The organism is Shewanella sp. BJSY2023SW005, from assembly GCF_047314585.1.
GTDB classification, from domain to species: Bacteria; Pseudomonadota; Gammaproteobacteria; order Enterobacterales; family Shewanellaceae; genus Shewanella; species Shewanella algae.
In genome coordinates this window covers 162,528-179,779 of the sequence record NZ_JBKORJ010000053.1, presented here as the reverse complement: position 1 = coordinate 179,779, position 17,252 = coordinate 162,528, and the positions used below count along the sequence as shown (strand labels likewise).

General features: G+C 54.0%; 11 protein-coding genes. 8 read left to right on the top strand and 3 right to left on the bottom strand.

Annotation, left to right across the window (positions count from 1 at the left end):
- Window positions 1–37 precede the first annotated feature (37 nt).
- Window positions 38–3,112, bottom strand: a complete 3,075-nt coding sequence (locus ACMHXI_RS16595; protein WP_413735528.1) for a MexW/MexI family multidrug efflux RND transporter permease subunit — start codon at window positions 3,110–3,112, stop codon at window positions 38–40.
- Entirely contained in the window at window positions 3,109–4,302 is a 1,194-nt protein-coding gene (locus ACMHXI_RS16590; protein WP_413735526.1) for an efflux RND transporter periplasmic adaptor subunit, read from the bottom strand. The genes ACMHXI_RS16595 and ACMHXI_RS16590 overlap by 4 nt, the downstream gene beginning before the upstream one ends.
- Window positions 4,303–4,421: 119 nt before the next feature.
- Between ACMHXI_RS16590 and soxR the strand changes: the two genes are divergently transcribed.
- Both soxR and tadA read left to right on the top strand, forming a co-directional pair.
- Window positions 4,422–4,907, top strand: a complete 486-nt coding sequence (gene soxR / locus ACMHXI_RS16585) for a redox-sensitive transcriptional activator SoxR (protein ID WP_107353326.1) — start codon at window positions 4,422–4,424, stop codon at window positions 4,905–4,907.
- A 108-nt stretch (window positions 4,908–5,015) separates the two neighbouring features.
- The gene (gene tadA / locus ACMHXI_RS16580) at window positions 5,016–5,528 is read left to right on the top strand and encodes a tRNA adenosine(34) deaminase TadA (protein WP_101058681.1); all 513 of its coding nucleotides are present in this window, start codon (window positions 5,016–5,018) and stop codon (window positions 5,526–5,528) included.
- A gap of 232 nt (window positions 5,529–5,760) precedes the next feature.
- Here tadA and mltF read toward each other — a convergent pair whose 3' ends face one another.
- Window positions 5,761–7,212: a membrane-bound lytic murein transglycosylase MltF gene (gene mltF / locus ACMHXI_RS16575; RefSeq protein WP_208162131.1), complete on the bottom strand. Its 1,452-nt coding sequence runs from the start codon at window positions 7,210–7,212 to the stop codon at window positions 5,761–5,763.
- Between the two features lie 291 nt (window positions 7,213–7,503).
- On the opposite strand from mltF, the gene purL reads away from it, so the two are divergent.
- From purL to ompW, 6 genes are all read left to right on the top strand, one after another.
- Complete coding sequence (gene purL / locus ACMHXI_RS16570; protein ID WP_413735602.1) at window positions 7,504–11,385, top strand: phosphoribosylformylglycinamidine synthase; 3,882 nt, start codon at window positions 7,504–7,506, stop codon at window positions 11,383–11,385.
- 1,177 nt (window positions 11,386–12,562) lie between these two features.
- The gene (locus ACMHXI_RS16565) at window positions 12,563–14,137 is read left to right on the top strand and encodes a cytochrome ubiquinol oxidase subunit I (RefSeq protein WP_025886552.1); all 1,575 of its coding nucleotides are present in this window, start codon (window positions 12,563–12,565) and stop codon (window positions 14,135–14,137) included.
- A gap of 16 nt (window positions 14,138–14,153) precedes the next feature.
- Entirely contained in the window at window positions 14,154–15,293 is a 1,140-nt protein-coding gene (cydB, locus tag ACMHXI_RS16560) for a cytochrome d ubiquinol oxidase subunit II (RefSeq protein WP_345877949.1), read from the top strand.
- 12 nt (window positions 15,294–15,305) lie between these two features.
- Window positions 15,306–15,419 carry a cytochrome bd-I oxidase subunit CydX gene (gene cydX, locus ACMHXI_RS16555; protein ID WP_025009779.1) on the top strand — a complete coding sequence of 38 codons (114 nt, stop codon included), beginning with the start codon at window positions 15,306–15,308 and terminating at the stop codon, window positions 15,417–15,419.
- A gap of 61 nt (window positions 15,420–15,480) precedes the next feature.
- The gene (locus tag ACMHXI_RS16550; RefSeq protein ID WP_208128270.1) at window positions 15,481–16,062 is read left to right on the top strand and encodes a nucleotidyltransferase family protein; all 582 of its coding nucleotides are present in this window, start codon (window positions 15,481–15,483) and stop codon (window positions 16,060–16,062) included.
- Between the two features lie 417 nt (window positions 16,063–16,479).
- Window positions 16,480–17,160: an outer membrane protein OmpW gene (gene ompW, locus ACMHXI_RS16545; RefSeq protein WP_045282445.1), complete on the top strand. Its 681-nt coding sequence runs from the start codon at window positions 16,480–16,482 to the stop codon at window positions 17,158–17,160.
- The last annotated feature ends 92 nt before the right edge of the window (window positions 17,161–17,252 follow it).

Genomic DNA, 17,252 nt, shown 5'->3' with positions numbered 1-17,252 from the left:
ATCGCGGGCAGTTTGGTCTTTCTATAGCGAGCCCGAGTTACTGGCTCTGCAACACAGGCGCCAACTGCTGCTGCCTTTCATCTATGCGGGTATGGTCCCGTGCCAGCAGGGTGTAGATGGTCGGCAATATAAACAGGGTAAACAGCGTGCCTATCAACATGCCGGAAACGATCACCAGGCCCAGACCGAAACGACTGGCGGCACCGGCGCCGCTGGCAAACAGCATGGGGATAAGCCCAAATACCATGGCGGCCGTGGTCATCAGCACCGGCCGCAGGCGGATCCTGGCGGCTTCCAGTATCGCCTGCTGACGGCTCAACTGTTTTTGCTGTTGCAGCTCGTTGGCAAACTCCACCATTAAAATACCGTGTTTACTGATAAGGCCTATCAGAGTGACCAACCCTATCTGGGTGTAGATATTGAGAGTGGTCAACCCCAGCGCCAGTGGCAGCAGGGCGCCGCAGATGGACAAAGGCACAGTGATCAGAATGATAAGCGGGTCAATCAGGCTTTCATACTGCGCCGCCAGAACCAGATAGATGATCAGCAGTGCAGCGATAAAGGCAAAGGCCAAACTGTTGCCTTCGTGCACATACTGGCGCGAGTCAGACTGCCAGTCATGGCTGTAGTCGGCGGGCAGTGCTGCGAGCTGTTGCTCAAGGAAGGCCACAGCTTGCCCCATGCTGACTCCCGGCGCCAGAATCGCCTGCAAGGTGGCGGCATTTTGCTGGCCGAACTGACTCAGACGGTTTGGCTCGACTCCGCGCTCGAGTGTGACCAGGCCGGAGAGGGGCACCAGAGTGCCATCAGTGCTGCGTACATACTGTTTGCCAAGCTCTTCGGCCGAGAGGCGTTGTTCCCTCAGGCTTTGAGGGATCACATCATAGGCGCGGCCATCCATGGCGAAGCGATTGACATAGTTCTCGCCCACCAGCAGCGCCAATGACTCGGCGATATCCTGCATCCTCACCCCTAAGCTGTTGGCCTTGGCCCTGTCGACACTTAGTTGCACCACTGGGTTGTTGTAATCCAGATCGCTGTCCACCACGACAAACAAACCGCTCTGGCGCGCCGCCTGCTTGATTTGCTCCATGGTTTGATAAAGCTCGGGGTAAGCGCCGGGGGAGCGCAATACCATCTGCACCGGCAGCCCGCCGGTGGAGCCTGGCAGGGGCGCCAACTGGAAGGCAAAGATACTGCTGCCCGGGATAGTGCCCGCCAGTTGCTGCAGCTCGGCCTGAATAGCACTGGCGTCGCGGCTGCGTTCACTCCAGTCACTGAGATTGATACCGCCGAAACTGGCCGCCGGGCCGTCGGTGCCATTGATTATCCAGGTACCCTGGGTTTCCGGGATCCGGGTAAATATTTGATCCAACTGTCGGTTGAAGTGCTCGGCATACTCGAGATTGGCATGTTGCGGCGCCTTGATGGCGGTTAATACGCCGGCCTGATCTTCCGTGGGGGCCAATTCCCGCTGCGGCTGCAAATAGAGCCATGGAAGAGCAAGCATCACCAGCAGGGCGAAGCCCAAGCTAAGGGTTCTGTGGGCGAGTGACCATTTCAGCAAACGGCCATAGCTATCGCCCAAGCGCTCGAAAAAATGCTCGGCGGCGCGTGCCAGTCGGCCTTCGCTCTGCTTAGGTTGCAGCAACATTGAGCTCATTACCGGCGATAAGGTCAGGGCGACAATACCGGACACAAGTACAGCACCGGCCAGGGTCAGGGCAAACTCACGAAACAGGCTGCCGGTGAGGCCGCCCATCAAGCCTATGGGGGCATAAACCGCCGCCAGAGTAATGGTCATGGCTATCACAGGGCCGGCCACTTCGCGGGCGCCTATCAGGGCAGCTGCCACCGGGTGTTTCCCCTCTTCGATATGGCGGTGGACGTTTTCTACCACCACAATGGCGTCATCCACCACCAGGCCTATGGCCAGCACCATGGCCAAGAGAGTGAGCAGGTTAATGCTGAAACCAAAGGCCAACATCAGTGCAGCGGCGCCGAGCATGGATAGGGGAATGGTGGCTATGGGGATCAGCACAGAGCGCAGCGACCCGAGACACAAGAGGATCACCAGCACAACTATCAGCAGTGCTTCGAGCAAGGTGCGCAGCACTTCATCTATGGATGCCTGAATAAAGCGGGCGTTTTCATAGGCAAGCTCCACCCGAACACCCGGCGGCAAGGTTTTGCGGATCTCAGGCAACTGCTTGCGAATGCCATCCACTATGATCAGAGGATTGCCCTTGGGGGTGGCAAATAGCCCCAGATGCACAGCTGCCTGACCATCCATGGAGGCGCTGCTTTCTTTGGAAGCGGCGCCCAGTTCCACAGTGCCGACATCACCGAGGCGTACCAAGTCCCGCCCATCGTTTTTCAATACCAGATCGCGAAAGGCTGCGACATCAGTGATATCGGTATTCACCTTAATATTGGCGACAACAAACTGGCCCTTGACCACACCGGGAGCGGCCTGAAAGTTGTTACGTCGCAGCGCATCGGCCACATCGGCGGCCGTCAGGCCTCGTCCGGCAAGCTTGTCGCTGTCGAGCCACAGGCGTAGCGCCAGTTGTTGACCGCCAAACTGCTGGACCTTGGCCACACCGGTAATGCTGGCAAATCTGGGCTCGACCACCCGCGACAGATAGTCGGTCAGTGCCGGAATGCTCAGGCTGTCACTGGCAAAACCGACATAAGCCACGGCGGTGGATTCACCCGAGGAGCGCTCGATAACAGGATCGAAGGCATCCTTGGGCAATTTGTAGCGCACGGCACTGACCTTGGCCATCACTTCGGTCAGAGCCTGGGTGGAGTCACTGTTGAGTGTCATCCTGAGTTGAATTTGACTGCGGCCCTGGGTGGAGGATGAGGAGATAAAATCGACGCCCTCCACCGATGACAGCGCCTGAGTCAGCACCTGGGTCACAAAGCCCTGCATCAGCTCGGCCGAGGCGCCGGGATATTGGGTTGTCACACTGATAGTGGCGTTTTCCAGCTGCGGATATTGGCGCACCGGCAACTTGCCGACGGAGAACAGCCCCAGCAACAGGATAAGACTGCTGACCACCAGTGCCAGCACCGGACGCTCGACAAAACGGTCGGTAAATCTCATTGTGATTGCCCCTTGCTCTGATAAAGCAGCGCTGCGGTGAGGCTGTCCTGGCCCGTGCTGCTGACCTGGACGCCATCGCTCAGCCTGAGTTGCCCGGAGGTGACCACCAGTTGATCAAGCGACAGGCCGGAGATGACCTCGACCCAGCCATTCTGACGTTGGCCGGTTTTAACTGCCACTTTGTGGGCCGTGAGGCTTTGCTCTCCGGCATCGACCCGAAACACGGTTTCGCCCCAGGTGTTATAAGTGATGGCGCTTTCGGGGATCATCAGCGCCTGGCGTCTGGACTTTTCCAATGCTACCCGGGCAAACATGCCGGCTCTCAGCTTGGCAGCGCCATTCTCCTGGCTTGGATAGCTGGCCGCCTTTTCGGCAGGCTTGTCGTCGACTCGCTCTTTATCATCGGACTCGCCGTCAATAGGTTTTGGCAGCAATATCGCCTGCAGTTGCAGCATTCGTGAGCTGCCGACAATCGGCTCTATGGCGCTCAGTTTGGCGGGCCAGCTTTCATCGGGGCGTAAGTCTGTCCAGAGTTGTAATGTCTGCCCAAGCTCAAGTTTATCGGCCTGGGCTTCGCTGATGGCAAAGTTGATTTTGAGCTGGCTGTCATCCACCAATTGGGCGATGGTTTCACCGGCGCCAAGGTATTGCCCCAAGTGAATTTTGCGGATCCCCAAGGTACCGGGGAAGGGGGCCTTGATGGCCTTTTGGGCTATCAGAGCCTGGGTTCGGGCGACAGCGGCGCGCGCCATATCGCGCTCGGCCAGGGCATTGTCCAGTGCTTCCCTGGAGGCCAGATTATCGGCGGCCAGGCTAACAAGACGCCGATAGGCACTCTCGGCTGCCAGTAACTGCGCCTCTTGCTGCAACAGTTCGGCTTGCTCCACCGCATCATTGAGCTGCACCAAGAGTTCACCGGCTTTAACCTGTTGCCCCGAGTCGAAGTGCAGCGCCGTTACCCGGCCGGATGCCTCGGCAGCGACGGCGATTTGGGCCGCGGCTTCAAGTTCGCCGACGGCGTCGAGTTGCTGTGGCAGGCTGATTTGTTGCACGCTGGCCAATGACACAGCCACAGGGCCATAACCATGGCCACCACTGTCTGCCTCATCATCGGCTTTCAGGCCGTAGGTAAGACCCAGGCCGAGAAGCAGCGAAAGGCCAAGCATCAGAGATAGGGATTTGTTGATCATGATAGCGACAAGTTTCCTGTGTTTTTTGTCGTTTATGTAAGGGTGCCATCCTTGGCGGGGGTTGATTTATTCCTTCGGCGGCACTATAAAACCTCAAGTTAACTTGAGGTCAATAGTCAATGAACACAAAATTTACTGTCGAACCTGAAAATGATGACGAAGTGGCATCCCGCGGTGCTCTGACCATAGGCCAGGTCGCCAAACGCAGTGGGGTACCGGTGTCCACTATTCACTTTTATGAGTCCAAAGGGCTTATCAGCAGCCAGCGCAGCAGTGGCAACCAGCGGCGCTTTCCCTCGACTGTGCTTAGGTTGATTGCCATCATCAAGGTGGCGCAGCGCACCGGAGTGCCGCTGGAGGAGATAAAGCAGGCACTGGCCAAATACGGCACCAACGCCAAGTTGACTGCGGCGCAGTGGCGGACCATTTCCGCCGAGTTAAGGGCCTCGCTGGATGAGAGGATCAAGAAGCTGACCCGGCTGCGGGACGAGCTGGACAGCTGCATCGGCTGTGGTTGTTTATCGCTGGCCGAATGTCCACTCAGAAATCCCGATGACGTGCTGGGACAGGAAGGCGCGGGCCCGAGGATCCTGGAGCGGCCTTGAGTCTATGCCGCATGCAGGCGCCGAAAGAGTCGATATCCGCGGGTATCGGATTTGGTACTGGTATTCATGCCAGTTATACTGGCGCCGCATTGAGAACGGATGGATAGAATGACAGAGAATCGTGACTTACATTGGATGCAGTTGGCCATGGAGATGGCGCAAAAGGCTGAAGCCCTCGGGGAAGTGCCGGTAGGGGCAGTGCTGGTCAAAGATGACAAGCTTATTGCCTGCGGCTGGAACCAGCCTATTGCCGCCAACGACCCCTGTGCCCACGCGGAAATTCTCTGCCTCAGGCAGGCGGGCAGTCAACTGGAAAACTACCGTCTGCTGGATACTACCCTCTATGTGACGCTGGAGCCTTGCGCCATGTGCGCCGGGGCCATGGTGCATGCCAGGGTGGGGAGACTGGTGTACGGGGCTGCGGATCCCAAGACAGGCGCGGCCGGTTCAGTGCTGGATCTGGTGCGTCATCCCCTGTTCAATCACAAGTTGGCGGTCAGCGCCGGGGTGATGGAACAGGAGTGCAGCGAACAGTTGAGCGCCTTTTTCAGGCGACGCAGACAGGAGCAGAAGGCATTGAAGCAGGCAAGGAAACTTAATCTGCCTGCTGCAGAAAACTGAAGAAGAGTTTGTGACGGTTGAGAATGCGTTTGTGACGGGTTTTAACCAGGCTGCGGCGACGGGCCATTGCATTGTTAATGGTCTTTCTTTTCATAAGCTTACCTTAGTATATTCTGAAGTTTTTGTAATGCTTCCAAGCTAACAGCTTATTTAAGCTTGCGCCAGCCCCAAATGGCGGGCTGCGCATCAAAGCCAGACTGGTTGGCGCGAAAATGAGTCGTGTGCGGGGTTTTCAGTTGGGCTGGGCACCGCTGAGTTCGGTTTCTTCCCCGGCCTGGGATTCCGCTTCTCTCTGTGCCGCCTCTTCCTGAGCCTGCTCCTTGGCCAGGGCTTCCAGTTTGGCCTGATTGTCTATCCACACCAGAGTGTCATAGTAACGGCGAATGCTGTCGACATAATGCACCGCCTCGTTGCCTCTGGCATAGCCATAGCGGGTATGTTGGTAGTATTTGCGCTTTTGCAGCAAGGGCAATACCTGCTTGAGATCTTTCCAGGCACTGGGATTAAGGCCTCTGGCCTGTGCCAACTTACGGGCATCCTCCACATGGCCATAGCCTATGTTGTAAGAGGCGAGGGCAAACCACATCCGCTCCTCCTCCGGAATAGACTCAGGCAGGCGCACCAAAATGTCGCTCAGATAGCGGGCACCGCCACGGATGCTCTGCTCGGGATCGAGGCGATTCTCCACTCCCAACTGTTTGGCGGTTGCCAGGGTCAGCATCATCATGCCGCGCACGCCGGTCGGTGAGCGGGCCCTGGGGTTCCAGTGCGACTCCTGATAACTGGTGGCGGCCAGCTTGCGCCAGTCGAGTTCACCGGCATAAGTTTCAAACAGATGGCGGTACTTGGGCAGCTTGCTGTCGACCGCGCGGATAAAAGCGCGGGTGTCAACATAGTCGAAACGTTTGACATGGCCGAAGTACTTTTCCACCAAGTGTTCCAGCGTGCCATCTCTTTGTTCCTGGTGCCAGAAACGCAGCAGTTGGCTCATCAGTTGATCGCTGCCTCTGGGGGGCAACAGCCAAACCACAGCCTGTTGCTGCTCCAGCACCTGGCCGGATCTCAGCTCAGGCATAAAACGGCGATTGATATTGATGCTGGTGGAATCTGAAATGGTGTAGCTGAGTTCGCCGCTGGCTATCATGCTCAGCAGCTCTTCATTATCTTTATCTGCGACCTGTTGCCACTCAAGGTTGGGATTATCTGCCTTGAGTCGGTTCAGGGTTTCCACAAACGACGAGTCGGCTATCACAGTAACAGGCGCATCCAGGGCGTTGAGATCTTTGGGGACAGGGGTGCCGGCGCGGTAGACCATCACCTGATTGACCCGATAAAGCGGCGGCCCGAGACGAAACTGCTGTCTGCGGCTCCGGGTATCCGACAGCCCGGCGGCAATCAAATCTATCTCGTTTTGTTTCAGCGCCTGGTAGAGCTCATTGATATTGCCATAGGGCTTCATTTCCAGCGGCTTGCCGAGAAAGTCGGCGAAACGCGCCGCCATCTCATAATCAAACCCGGCACTGCCCTGGGTGGAAGAAACATAGATTTGTGGGCCATAGAGGGTGCCAACCCTGAGTTCCTTGGCCTCATTCACCGCCGGGGTTACCTGAGCTTCATCCACGACAGGTTGCCGGCAGCCTGCCAGCAAGATTATCAGGGTGAGAGTCGCGGTGAATCGTTTCATTATCTATCGGTAAAAGCCCTTAGCCTGTGGTTTGCCGCTGAGATAGGGGTTATTCCTTTTGTTTGATTAATTTGTAAATAAATTCAATGAATTGCGTCTTGGTTGCAGGCCTGGTATCCCCGTGATTGAACCATGGGGTCAGGCACCGGAGGGTATATTACCCCATAGGATTACTTTATATCACAGGAAACACTGTTTTAAGCAAAGTCTGAGGTGATTTGTAGGGCGCATTTACCTATAATAGCGCCACCTCTGACCCTGTAATTATAAATAATAAGGTGATAAGACGTGATGGAGATCATCCGCGGAGCCCCCGCACTCTCGGCATTCAGAGTGCAAAAGCTGATGCAGGCCTGTGAAGCCGCCCAGCTTCCGGTAAAGCAAATCTATGCCGAATATGTTCATTTGGCTTATCTGAGCGAAGCGCTCAACCCCGATGACCAAGCGCAGTTGAGTAAGATTCTAACCTACGGTCCGGCCATCGAATCCCACGAGCCCCAAGGCACTCTCCTTTTTGTTACTCCCCGTCCCGGTACTATTTCTCCCTGGTCTTCCAAAGCCACCGATATCGCCCAGAACTGCGGCCTCAAGCAGGTAAAACGTTTGGAACGCGGTCTGGCTTACTATGTGGAATCCGACGCTCTGAGCGGCGAACAGCTCAAGAGCCTCAAGGCGCTGCTGCACGACCGCATGATGGAAGTGGTACTGGACAGCTTTGAAGCGGCCGATGTGCTGTTTGCCCGCACTGAGCCCAAGCCTTTTGTCAGCGTCAACATTCTCGGCGAAGGCCGCCGGGCGCTGGAAATCGCCAACCGCGAAATGGGCCTGGCCCTGGCCGATGATGAAATCGACTACCTGGTCACCAATTTCCTGCGCCTTGAGCGCAACCCCAACGACATTGAACTTATGATGTTCGCCCAGGCGAACTCAGAGCACTGTCGTCACAAGATCTTCAACGCCGATTGGACCATTGACGGCGAAGTGCAGCCCAAGTCGCTGTTCAAGATGATCAAGAATACCTATGAGAAGACCCCGGACTATGTGTTGTCGGCCTATAAAGACAACGCCGCGGTAATGACAGGTTTTGAAGCCGGGCGTTTCTTCCCCGACAGTGACGGCGTTTATCGCTATCACACAGAGCCGATGCATATTCTGATGAAGGTGGAGACCCACAACCACCCGACCGCCATCAGTCCTTATCCTGGTGCTGCCACCGGCTCTGGCGGTGAAATCCGTGACGAAGGCGCTACCGGCCGCGGCTCCAAGCCCAAGGCGGGTTTGACCGGCTTCAGCGTATCCAACCTCAAGATCCCGGGCTTTGTGCAGCCTTGGGAAGGCGACTACGGCAAGCCGGACCGGATTGTGACTGCCTTTGACATCATGATCGACGGCCCTCTGGGCGGCGCCGCTTTCAACAACGAATTCGGTCGTCCGGCCCTGTTGGGTTACTTCCGCACCTATGAGCAGCAGGTTTGCAGCCACAACGGTGTCGAGGTGCGCGGTTATCACAAGCCTATTATGCTGGCCGGCGGCCTTGGCAACATTCGTGAAGAGCACGTACAGAAAGGGGAGATCTCCTTAGGCGCCAAGCTGATTGTACTGGGTGGCCCGGCGATGAACATTGGCCTTGGCGGCGGCGCGGCTTCCTCCATGGCGTCCGGCCAGTCCAGTGAAGATCTTGACTTTGCCTCGGTGCAGCGGGAGAACCCGGAAATGGAGCGCCGCTGTCAGGAAGTTATCGACCGCTGCTGGCAGATGGGCGATGCCAACCCAATCCAGTTTATTCACGATGTGGGCGCCGGTGGTTTGTCCAACGCCTTCCCTGAGCTGGTAAGTGATGCTGGTCGCGGCGGTAAGTTTGAGCTGCGTAACGTACCTTCCGATGAGCCGGGCATGAGCCCGCTGGAGATCTGGTGTAACGAATCCCAGGAGCGTTATGTGCTGTCTGTGGCAGCCGAAAACCTGGATACCTTCGCCGCCATTTGTGAGCGCGAGCGCGCGCCATTTGCTGTGGTGGGTGAGGCGGTTGCCGAGCAGCACCTGAGCCTGAGCGACGAGCACTTTGACAACAAGCCTATCGACTTGCCGCTGGAAGTCTTGCTGGGCAAACCACCGAAGATGAGCCGTGATGTAGTGACTCAAAAGGCGCAGTTTGCGGCGCTGGATGAAGCCTCCATCGATCTCGCACAAGCCGTTAAGCGGGTGTTGACTCTGCCAACCGTTGCCGACAAGAGCTTCTTGATCACTATAGGCGATCGCACGGTAACCGGCTTGGTGAACCGCGATCAGATGGTCGGCCCCTGGCAGGTACCTGTGGCGGATTGCGCCGTTACCGCCGCCTCGTTCGACAGCTATGTGGGCGAAGCCATGTCCATGGGCGAGCGCACTCCGCTGGCCTTGCTGGATTTTGGCGCCTCGGCGCGGATGGCCGTGGCCGAATCCTTGCTGAACATGGCCGGTGCCGATATCGGCTCACTGAAGCGCATTAAGCTATCGGCCAACTGGATGTCTGCAGCCGGTCACCCGGGTGAAGATGCCGGCCTCTATGAGGCGGTCAAGGCAGTGGGCGAAGAGCTGTGTCCCGAGCTTGAACTGACCATTCCCGTGGGCAAAGACTCAATGTCGATGAAGACCGCCTGGGAAGACAAGGGCGAGCAGAAGGCGGTTACCGCACCTATGTCGCTGATCATCTCTGCCTTCGGTGCGGTGCGCGACATTCGCAATACCGTGACTCCTGAGCTTCGTACCGACAAGGGCGAAACTGTATTGTTGCTGGCCGATCTGGCCAAGGGCAAGACTCGTCTGGGCGGTTCCTGCCTGGCGCAGGTGTTCGGTGAGCTGGGCGATATCGCGCCGGATCTGGATCAGGCTGCCGTATTGAAAGGTTTCTTCGAGGTGACTCAGCAGTTGGTGGCCGAGCGGAGTTTGCTGGCTTACCACGACAAGAGTGACGGCGGTCTGTTCACCACCTTGGTGGAGATGGCCTTCGCCGGTCACACTGGCCTGAATGTGGATATTTCTGCGCTGGCCGGCAGCGCCCTGGCGCGCCTGTTCAACGAAGAGTTGGGCGCCGTGCTGCAGGTGAGCAAAGACCAAGCCGCCGAGATTATCAAGGCTTACACAGACGCCGGTGTGGATTGTCATCCGATAGCAGAGCTGAGCGACGATGGCCGCATCCGTATCCAGGATCAAGGTGCTGAAATTTATAGTGCTTCACGCACCGAGCTGCGTAAGCTCTGGTCTGAAACCACCTACAGAATGCAGGCGCTCAGGGACAACCCTGAGTGTGCCCGTGAAGAGTTTGACCTCAAGCTGGATGAAACCGATCCAGGCCTCACGGTTAACTTAAGCTTTGATCCGGCAGAAGATGTTGCCGCGCCTTATATCCTCAAGGGCGCTGCGCCCAAGATGGCGATTTTGCGTGAGCAAGGGGTCAACTCGCATATTGAGATGGCAGCCGCCTTCGAGCGTGCCGGTTTTGAAAGCCGTGATGTGCATATGTCGGATATCCTCAGTGGCCGTATCAGCCTGGAAGAGTTCCAGGGACTGGTGGCCTGTGGTGGCTTCTCTTACGGTGATGTACTGGGCGCCGGTGAAGGTTGGGCCAAGTCCATCCTGTTCAACAGCCGTGCCCGTGAGGACTTCAGCCGCTTCTTCGAGCGTGCCGACAGCTTTGCTCTGGGTGTTTGTAACGGTTGCCAGATGCTCTCCAACCTCAAGGAGATCATTCCGGGTACCGAGCATTGGCCGCACTTTGTCCGTAACCGCTCTGAACGCTTTGAAGCGCGTTTTAGCCTGGTGGAAGTGCAGCAAAGCCCATCGCTGTTCTTCAGCGGTATGGCCGGCTCCAGAATGCCGATTGCCGTTTCCCACGGGGAAGGGCGTGCCGAGTTTGCTTCAGCTGCCGCCATGGCAGCAGCCGAGCAGAGCGGCACTGTGGCGCTGCGTTATGTCAATGGTAAAGGTGAGGTGGCCAGCTTGTATCCACAGAACCCCAACGGCTCGCCCAACGGCTTGTCCGGGATCTGTAGCCTGGATGGCAAAGTCACCATCATGATGCCTCACCCTGAGCGGGTGTTCCGCACAGTCGCCAACTCCTGGCATCCGGAAAACTGGGGTGAAGACAGCCCTTGGATGAGAATGTTCCGTAACGCCAGAGTGAAGTTGGGATAAGGTTAAAAATCATCCCATAAAGGGTAAAAAAAGGCGGGTATTTATAACCCGCCTTTTTTATTTAACTTTTGCCCTACAGTAAAAACTTTAAATCATCAATAGGTTGCACTTTGTTCAATATATTCTTATGTATTGAAGTGTCAAAATGCAGGCTTTACAGCGCTTAACAGGCTAAAGCCGGACTAAGGCTGGAATCACTCTTTAATGGCTGCAGAGACGAAAAAGCCCCATAGGAATACCTATGGGGCCGTTTTGCGCTAACAAAACTTCAAGACAAGCAGTTGCTCAGCTGTGATTAGTAAACCAGTTGAGACTTGTAAAGTTCAACAAAAACAGGCTTGTAGCAGTTAACCAGACGTTCAAAAAACTTTTTCATAACGATATCTCCACACAAAGTTCAGTCAATGTGCGCGGAGGAAGGTCTGCAGATATTGATGTCGGCCGACCCGAGCGTCTCCTTAACACAGGCTACATATTAGTCAACCCTGGCGGCTTTATCAAACGAGAAATAATATGATATGAGATTAGAAAAATTAATCTGAATTTTTGGTGGTTTTTATGTTTGGTTAATTGGCTTTTATTTATTTCACCATAATCAAAAGGTTAAAAAATAATGAGATCAAAATCACACGATTTGAGTTAGCATATTTAACTTTAAAAATTGTTAAAAAGTTTATTTTGGCTAGTTTGTATGTGTTTTTTCATAAAGCATCCAAAATAATGGATTATTTATAGTTGGTGCAAATGCTCTAACAGGATTTTACCACAAAGTCAATACTCATCCTTGGTGGCTGTGTGCCCCTCCGCAAAACCCAGCTAAAGCCCGGAGTTTGATTGATTTGCGTCAAATTCAAGTGGTATAAAATCAGGGCAAATCTTAGCTGAACTAATAACGCAAGTGCCTGATATTAAATAATTTGCAAATATTGGAACACTGGCAAATGCTGATGCTGATCGCATAAATCTGCAAAAGCGTGATTCGTCTCTCGTTAAGGCCGCCAAAAACCGATTTTTAAGCTTTTGGTGAGTTAAAGCGCAGCAACGCGAATCATTTGGGTGGTTTATCCGGGTTTCCGGGTAGATAAGAAATTAATGAACTAAGCTATCCAACTCACCACCTGTTGTCTTTGATGGGGATCTGAAGACAACGGGCGGAGCACCATGTAAGGAGTCACAAATGATAGTTGAAGAAGTCGTTGAGCTATCGCGCATACAATTCGCGCTGACAGCCATGTATCACTTCTTGTTTGTTCCTTTGACTTTGGGTTTGGCCTTCCTGCTGGCAATCATGGAATCACTCTATGTGATGACAGATAAGCAGATCTACAAGGACATGACTAAATTCTGGGGCAAACTTTTCGGTATTAACTTTGCCCTGGGGGTTACCACAGGTCTGGCAATGGAGTTCCAGTTCGGTACCAACTGGTCCTACTACTCACACTATGTGGGTGACATTTTCGGTGCTCCTCTTGCGATTGAGGGCTTGATGGCCTTCTTCCTGGAATCCACTTTCGTGGGTATGTTCTTCTTTGGTTGGGACAGATTCTCCAAGCGTCAACACTTGGCTGTGACCTGGTTGGTTGCTTTGGGAAGTAATTTGTCTGCGCTGTGGATTCTGGTCGCCAACGGCTGGATGCAAAACCCTGTGGGTAGCGTGTTCAACTATGAAACCATGCGCATGGAAATGACCAGCTTCGCGGAAGTGGTATTTAACCCAGTCGCTCAGGTTAAATTTGTTCACACTGTCGCTTCCGGTTATGTAGCCGGTGCCATGTTTGTTCTGGCTATCAGTTCTTACTACATCCTCAAGAAGCGTGACCTGCCATTTGCCCGCCGCTCTTTCGCCATTGCGGCGAGTTTTGGTATGGCCTCTATCCTGTCTGTTATCGTACTGGGTGACGAATCCGGTTATAAAGTTGGTGAAGCTCAGCGGGTGAAACTGGCGGCGATTGAAGCTGAATGGCACACAGAGCCTGCTCCGGCAGCCTTTACTGCGATAGGTTTCCCTAACCAGGAAACCATGCATACCGACTATGCCATCAAGATCCCATATGCCATGGGTATCATAGCTACTCGTTCTATCGATGAAGAAGTGACAGGAATCAAGGATCTGATCGCCGAGCACGAAGTTCGCATCCGCAACGGTATGAAGGCTTATGCCCTGCTTGAGCAGTTGCGTGCTGCCAAGGCTGACCCTGCTATTGAGGAAGATCCCGCGGTTCGCGCGGCTTTCGAAGAGCAGAAAGTTGACCTGGGTTACGGTCTGTTGCTGAAGCGCTACACAGATAAAGTGGTCGATGCCACCGAAGAGCAGATTAAGGCGGCCGCCAGGGATTCTATTCCAAGCGTAGCACCACTGTTCTGGAGCTTCCGTATCATGGTGGGCCTTGGTTTCGTTATGCTGGTAGTGTTTGCAGCTGCCTTCTGGCAGAGCACCCGTCATCAGATTGAAGAGAAGAAGTGGGTACTCAAAGCTGCGCTCTACAGCTTGCCTCTGCCTTGGATCGCCATCGAGTGTGGTTGGTTTGTGGCCGAGTATGGTCGTCAGCCATGGACTATCTCCGAGATTCTCCCGACCTTTGTGTCTGCTTCCAGCCTGACGGCGGCCGATCTCTGGTTCAGTATCATCAGCATTACTCTGTTCTACACTGTGCTGTTGGTTATCGAGCTCTTCCTGATGTTCAAGTTTGCGCGCCTGGGTCCAAGCAGTCTCAAGACCGGCCGTTATCACTTTGAAAAACTAGAAGCCTGAGCAGAGGGATTTCATTATGTTTGATTATGAAATATTAAGATTTATCTGGTGGTTGTTAGTTGGCGTCTTGCTCATAGGCTTCGCTATTACTGATGGCTTTGACATGGGGGTAGGTGCCTTACTGCCAATCTTGGGTAAGGACGATACCGAGCGCCGGGTGATGATTAACACGGTTGCTCCTCACTGGGATGGTAACCAGGTGTGGTTGATCACCGGTGCCGGTGCCCTGTTCGCCGCTTGGCCTACTGTATATGCCGTTTCTTTTTCCGGCTTTTACGTGGCCATGATCATAGTGTTGCTGGCGCTGTACCTGCGTCCTGTAGGTTTCGACTATCGCTCCAAGATAGAAGATCCACGCTGGCGCAAGAGCTGGGACTGGGCATTGTTTGTCGCAGGTTTTGTTCCTCCGCTGATTATAGGTGTTGCCTTCGGTAACCTGCTGCAAGGCGTGCCTTTCAGCTTCGACGAGTACCTGCGTGCCCACTATGATGGTGGCCTGTTCGGTCTGCTCAATGGCTTTGGCCTGTTGGCCGGTCTGGTCAGTGCCTGTATGTTCATGATGCAGGGTGCTTGCTGGTTGCAGATGAAGACCGAAGGTGAGCTGCGCAATCGCGCCGCTGCAGCTTCACAGTTGACCGCACTGCTGCTGATTGTACTGTTCGGTGCAGCCGGTGTGTGGCTGGCTACCGGTATTGATGGCTATGTGGTGACTTCGGCTCTGGATACTAACGCCGTATCTGACCCAACCATGAAGACAGTTGAAGTTGTTTCCGGTGCTTGGATGGCCAACTACGACAAGTACCCAGTGACCATGCTGTTCCCTGCTTTGGGCCTGTTGGCGCCGGCCTTGGTGCTGCTGACCAGCCGTATGGGGCGTAGCGGTTTCGCCTTCCTGTTCAGCTCACTGGCCATTGCCAGTATCATCCTGACCTGTGGCGCGGCTATGTTCCCATTCGTGATGCCTTCATCACAGGAGCCTAACGTCAGTCTGACCATGTGGGACGCTACCGCCAGCCAGATGACTCTGACTGTGATGACTTGGGTTGCGATCATCTTTGTACCAACAGTGCTGAGTTACACCTGCTGGACTTACTACAAGATGTATGGCCGTCTGAACCGTCAGCACATTGAAAACAACAGCACATCACTTTACTAAGGAGCCTGAATTATGTGGTATTTCACTTGGATACTCGGCATTTTATTGGCTTGTTCCTTCGGTATCATCAATGCTCTCTGGTTGGAAAATACAGAGAACATGGATAGAGACACTGAAGAGAAGTGATAGCTTGAGCTAGAATCGAAAGCCTCCGCCTGCGGGGGCTTTTGTTTTTAAGGGGGCCGCGATGACAAATGATGAGTTAGAGCCGAGAGGGCCGCAGCAGGTCAGTGAAAGTGAGGCGGCTGAGCTGATTGAAAACTGGCTCAGGCAGGACAGGATGCGAATGCAGGCACTTGAGTGTGTTGCAAACCTTGGGCCTATTGATGCCTGGGTAGCCGCGGGGTTTGTCCGTAATCTGGTGTGGGACAAGTTGCACGGCAGTGTATCCAGGCTCAGCGACATAGATGTGCTCTACTTTGAGCCAAACGACAGCTCGGAAGTCACCGACAGGGCCTATGAGGCCAAGTTGGCCACAGCACTCGACTTACCATGGTCGGTAAAGAACCAGGCCAGAATGCACCTTAAAAACCACCATAAACCCTATACTTCAGTGATTGATGCCATGAGTTACTGGCCAGAGCAGCAAACGGCCCTGGCTGTCAGGTTGAGGGCAGGGGAGCTGCAACTGCTCAATCTGTTCCCGCTTGGCCCATTACTGGCGTTGGAACTCAGTCCTAATCCCAAGAGCACTCCCGGCGTATTCGAGAGTCGGCTCAAGGCTAAGAACTGGTTGGCAAACTATCCGTTGCTCAAGAGGCTTTACTGAGTACTTTCTCAAGCATTCTCTGACACATTTATCTTGCCGATTGCAGTTATCTGGCATCCTCTGTTTCCTTTCCTCTCCAGTTAAAAACACCATTCTGCAAGTGCTGGTCAGTATATCTTACTGTGACTGATTGTTAATTTTTGGTTGTGAGCGCCTCGAGCGTCATTGCTCGAAAAATGTACTTTTCTTTCACTTTGGGGTTAGTGGAGTTTTGAACTGGCTCACTTATTTTAAAGGTGCAATATCAATAAATCTTTATTTTATGTGATCTGTTTCGCGCTTGTTGTATCTAAATCTGGGTACCTCTTAAAACGCTTGATGCAGATCAAAAATGTGAAGAATTAAATCTGGCAGTGTGGCCCCAGTTGTTATGGATGTAATAAAAAACAAAGCGCTGTGTTGTCGCTACGGAGTGAGATGATGAAAAAAAATATCGTATCAGGATTGATTGCCGCCGCCCTTTTTTCTACTGTTGCTGCCCCTGCATTGGCCCACAAGGCCGGTGACTTTATTGTTCGTGCCGGTGCCGTTGTGGTAGCCCCGGACGAGTCCAGCCAAAATGTTGTTACCCCGGATCTGGGAAATCTTGGCACCTTTAGTGTGGACAATAACACCCAGTTGGGTCTGAACTTCGGCTATATGCTGACAGATAACTTTGGTATCGAATTGTTGGCCGCGACCCCGTTCAGCCATGACGTATCTCTCGGAGAGCTGGGCAAGATTGCCGAAACCAAGCATCTGCCGCCTACCTTGGTGGCCCAGTACTACTTTGGTAATGCCGAGTCCAAGCTGCGTCCTTACGTGGGTGTCGGTGTTAACTACACCAATTTCTTCGACAATGAATTCACCAATGACGTCGGTGGCAAACTCTCTGATCTGAGCCTGAGTAACTCTTGGGGCTGGGCCGCACAAGTGGGTCTGGATTATCAGATCAACGATAACTGGTTGGTGAATGCTTCTGTGTGGTATGCCAAGATCAGCACGGATGTTAAGTTCAACTACCACTATGGCACCAGCAACAGCGAAGTTGCCGCTGTGACAATCGAGACTGATATCGATCCTTGGGTCTATATGGTCAGCATAGGTTACACCTTCTGATCTCCCCCAAACCCAGCTCCCAACCCAAAGCTCCCAACTATTGAAAAGGCGCCTCTGGCGCCTTTTTTGTCATTGACGTCAGCTGTATGTTT

Bases quoted from the DNA above. Each gene is read 5' to 3' on its own strand.
- ACMHXI_RS16595 (WP_413735528.1), bottom strand. From the start codon at position 3,112: ATGAGATTTACCGACCGTTTTGTCGAGCGTCCGGTGCTGGCACTGGTG.
- ACMHXI_RS16590 (WP_413735526.1), bottom strand. From the start codon at position 4,302: ATGATCAACAAATCCCTATCTCTGATGCTTGGCCTTTCGCTGCTTCTC.
- soxR (WP_107353326.1), top strand. From the start codon at position 4,422: ATGAACACAAAATTTACTGTCGAACCTGAAAATGATGACGAAGTGGCA.
- tadA (WP_101058681.1), top strand. From the start codon at position 5,016: ATGACAGAGAATCGTGACTTACATTGGATGCAGTTGGCCATGGAGATG.
- mltF (WP_208162131.1), bottom strand. From the start codon at position 7,212: ATGAAACGATTCACCGCGACTCTCACCCTGATAATCTTGCTGGCAGGC.
- purL (WP_413735602.1), top strand. From the start codon at position 7,504: ATGGAGATCATCCGCGGAGCCCCCGCACTCTCGGCATTCAGAGTGCAA.
- ACMHXI_RS16565 (WP_025886552.1), top strand. From the start codon at position 12,563: ATGATAGTTGAAGAAGTCGTTGAGCTATCGCGCATACAATTCGCGCTG.
- cydB (WP_345877949.1), top strand. From the start codon at position 14,154: ATGTTTGATTATGAAATATTAAGATTTATCTGGTGGTTGTTAGTTGGC.
- cydX (WP_025009779.1), top strand. From the start codon at position 15,306: ATGTGGTATTTCACTTGGATACTCGGCATTTTATTGGCTTGTTCCTTC.
- ACMHXI_RS16550 (WP_208128270.1), top strand. From the start codon at position 15,481: ATGACAAATGATGAGTTAGAGCCGAGAGGGCCGCAGCAGGTCAGTGAA.
- ompW (WP_045282445.1), top strand. From the start codon at position 16,480: ATGATGAAAAAAAATATCGTATCAGGATTGATTGCCGCCGCCCTTTTT.